General features: G+C 66.1%; 2 protein-coding genes. Both read right to left on the bottom strand.

Features of this window, described 5'->3' with window-relative positions; translation table 11 throughout:
- Window positions 1-416 precede the first annotated feature (416 nt).
- Window positions 417-782, bottom strand: coding sequence for a hypothetical protein (locus ACTQ48_RS10995; RefSeq protein ID WP_441570940.1), 366 nt, complete (start codon window positions 780-782; stop codon window positions 417-419).
- A 384-nt stretch (window positions 783-1,166) separates the two neighbouring features.
- Complete coding sequence (locus tag ACTQ48_RS10990) at window positions 1,167-2,327, bottom strand: DNA adenine methylase (protein ID WP_441570938.1); 1,161 nt, start codon at window positions 2,325-2,327, stop codon at window positions 1,167-1,169.
- Window positions 2,328-2,622 lie beyond the last annotated feature (295 nt).

Below are 2,622 nucleotides of genomic sequence, written 5' to 3'. Positions count from 1 at the left end.
ACTGACCATGCGAGGTCGGCCAGGCTGTCGGCGTCGAGTCCGGCGAGGATGGCGGCGACGGGCGGCTGGAGCCATGGTTGCCGGTCGGGGTGGCGCATGGCGGCGCGTGTCTGGCAGGTGAGGGCGGCGAGGTCGCGGCACCAGTCGGCGGGGGCTCTCATCGTGCCCCCTCCTCGTTGTGTTTTTTCGCTTCGCCAAGCAAGCAAATGCTCGCGCGCATACCTACCGGACTTTTTTTGCTTGCTGTTTTTGAGAACTGTTGAAAAAGACCGCTGACAGTTGGGCACCCAGCGTTAGTTAAGTAGGTCGGGACGGGACGGGTCGGGACGGGTCGGGACGGGGTAGCGTTGGTCACACGATTTGTCACACCCGATGTCACGTGACTGTCACGCGTGACGTACGCCGTGACATGCTGGTCACTCACCATCGGGAACCTCCTCGGGTCGAGTGAGTCCCGCCAGTGATTGCCGCCTCTTGCGCTGGCGTTCGCGGGCCTTCTCACGGACCTGCTCAATCTCGTCTGACAAGGGCTGATAGTCATCCCAGTCATGGAATCTGTACCCGCCATCCACGGCCTCCCACAGCCCTTCTCGGACGAGCGCAGCGGCAGCCGTCCTGCCGGTCCTGCCCCACGAGTCGAGCCACCACGTCGGCACAACGCCGTCCGTCTTGTAGGCCATGCAGAGGCTTCCCGCCGTCACCCAAACGCCTGCCGAAGCGGCGCCAGCGCGTCGCACTTTCGGGTGACAGTGGAGCGTGTCATCGACCTTGAACCAGGCCATCTTCGCAGCTCCCCCCATCTCCGTAGTCGGTGTCATCGAGGTCCCATGACTGCCCGGTGTCGTGGTCGTAGACGCTGTCTGCTCCGCAGTGGGTGCACCGGAAGGCGGTCAAGCGGTAGAAGCCGAGAGGGCGAGGCAACGGCATCCCGTAGCCGGGTCTGTAGGCCGCGATCTCGTCTCGGCGTCGCCTCAACGTCTCGTGGGTGGCGAGGGGTGAGGTGGCTGTGTAGCCACGAGCTAAAGCGCGTGGGCGGATCAGCCCGCACGAGTGGCACGGGCTCTGCACGGGTGCTCTGCCGCACATGATGAACGGCGTATCCCCGCGCCACGCGCCCCAGAGGACGGGCAGCCCGTCCCAGTAGGGCGGCAGGCCATGCTCGCGGGTCATGTCTGCTCCTCTCTGCAGTCGGGGCATGGGGTGATGGTCTGTCGGTCTCCGGTGACGTCCTCGTCCAGTACGTCGCCGGTGTCGTGGCAGGTGTCGCAGCTCAGGTCAGCCATGTTCGGCCTCCTCTCTCCACCGAAAAGCTCCTCTTGGTAGTGAGTGCCGAGGCAGGCTGGTGAGCACCACATGCGCTCACGCCGCCCGTTGTCCCGGCGGGTGGAGTAGCCAGCCCCTCTCCCCGACTTGCCTGCGACCCGACGCCAGCCGTGCGCTAGTAGCGCGTCGTGCTCATCGTCGTAGCCGCACAGGATGATGCGGAGAGGCGCGCTCCCCCCTCCAGGCAGTGTGACCGTCTGCGGCTGGCGTGCGCACCACTCGCGGACGCGCTCGGCAATGCCGGCGGATGACTCGGCATAGAGGTCGCCGGATGTTGCGTAGGGCGGGTCCAGAAACACAGCCCTAGACCCATCACCCCCGGCGCCCGATCTGATGACTGAGGGTCGCACTACCCGTTCCCACGATCCGCAGGTGATGCGGGTGTAGGCGAGCCGTGATTGCAGGTGGGCGAGATAGTCGGCGATGCCCGCCTCCTTGCCCTGACCAGCGTTCCCGAGATGAGGCAGCTCGCGGTTGATACCCTGACCAGCGTCCCCGAGATGAGGCAGCTTGCGGTTGATACCCTGACCAGCGTCCCCGAGATGAGGCAGCTTGCGTGTGTCCATCAGGCGTGAGTCGATGACGCGCCAGGGTCCACGGCCAAACGGGTCACCGATGCCACACGCTGTTACATACAGCCACCAGCCAGCGGCCTTCGGGTCACACGCCTCGGGATCGCCCTCCAGCCACGACACGAGATCATCGCCGCGACGCTCCTGTAGCCATGCGAGGCGGGCGTGGTAGTCGATCTCGGCGACTGGCCCCGCGCAGTGTGTGGCAACCTCGGACGGGCGGAGCTGGATGGCGCGCCACATGTTGATCAGCCATCCGTCCGCGTCGTTGATGGTCTCGACTCTCCTGCCGTCGAAGCGAGGTCTGGCTAGCAGTACGGCAGCCGAACCCGCGAAGGGCTCCACATAGCCGGACGGGTCGCCGAGCTCGCGCCACACGGACGGGGCGGCCCGGCGCTTCCCGCCGAAGTACGGGAATGGCGCGGCGATCATGAGTCCTCCCTCGGTAGCCGGGCTATGCGCGATTCTGAGGGCCTTTCAGTGGCTTGGGGTCCATGGGTACCAGCCTGTCCCTGTTCGTCGCCCTCCGTCGCCACGTGAGAGCAATGAGCGGCATTCCAGCGAGTATCCACCAGGCCGGTCGTCCACTGCCCGGACCGGTTTCTGGTCATGCCCCGGTCGAGCATCTCTGCCTCGGTGAGGCAGCGGCGGCGGGCCGGGCCGGTGATTTGCCCGTGCTTCCCGGTGCGGTGCATGTCGCCGGAGGTGGTGCTGGTGAAGGTTTCGT

Source organism: Collinsella sp. Sow4_E3, assembly GCF_052116285.1.
Taxonomy (GTDB): Bacteria; Actinomycetota; Coriobacteriia; order Coriobacteriales; family Coriobacteriaceae; genus Collinsella.
Note: the sequence above shows the minus strand (reverse complement) of the source record. Positions and strands in the feature narration are given on the sequence as shown.

What these genes read in the sequence shown, in the direction of transcription:
- ACTQ48_RS10995 (WP_441570940.1), bottom strand. Translation starts at nt 782, where the DNA reads ATGGCCTGGTTCAAGGTCGATGACACGCTCCACTGTCACCCGAAAGTG.
- ACTQ48_RS10990 (WP_441570938.1), bottom strand. Translation starts at nt 2,327, where the DNA reads ATGATCGCCGCGCCATTCCCGTACTTCGGCGGGAAGCGCCGGGCCGCC.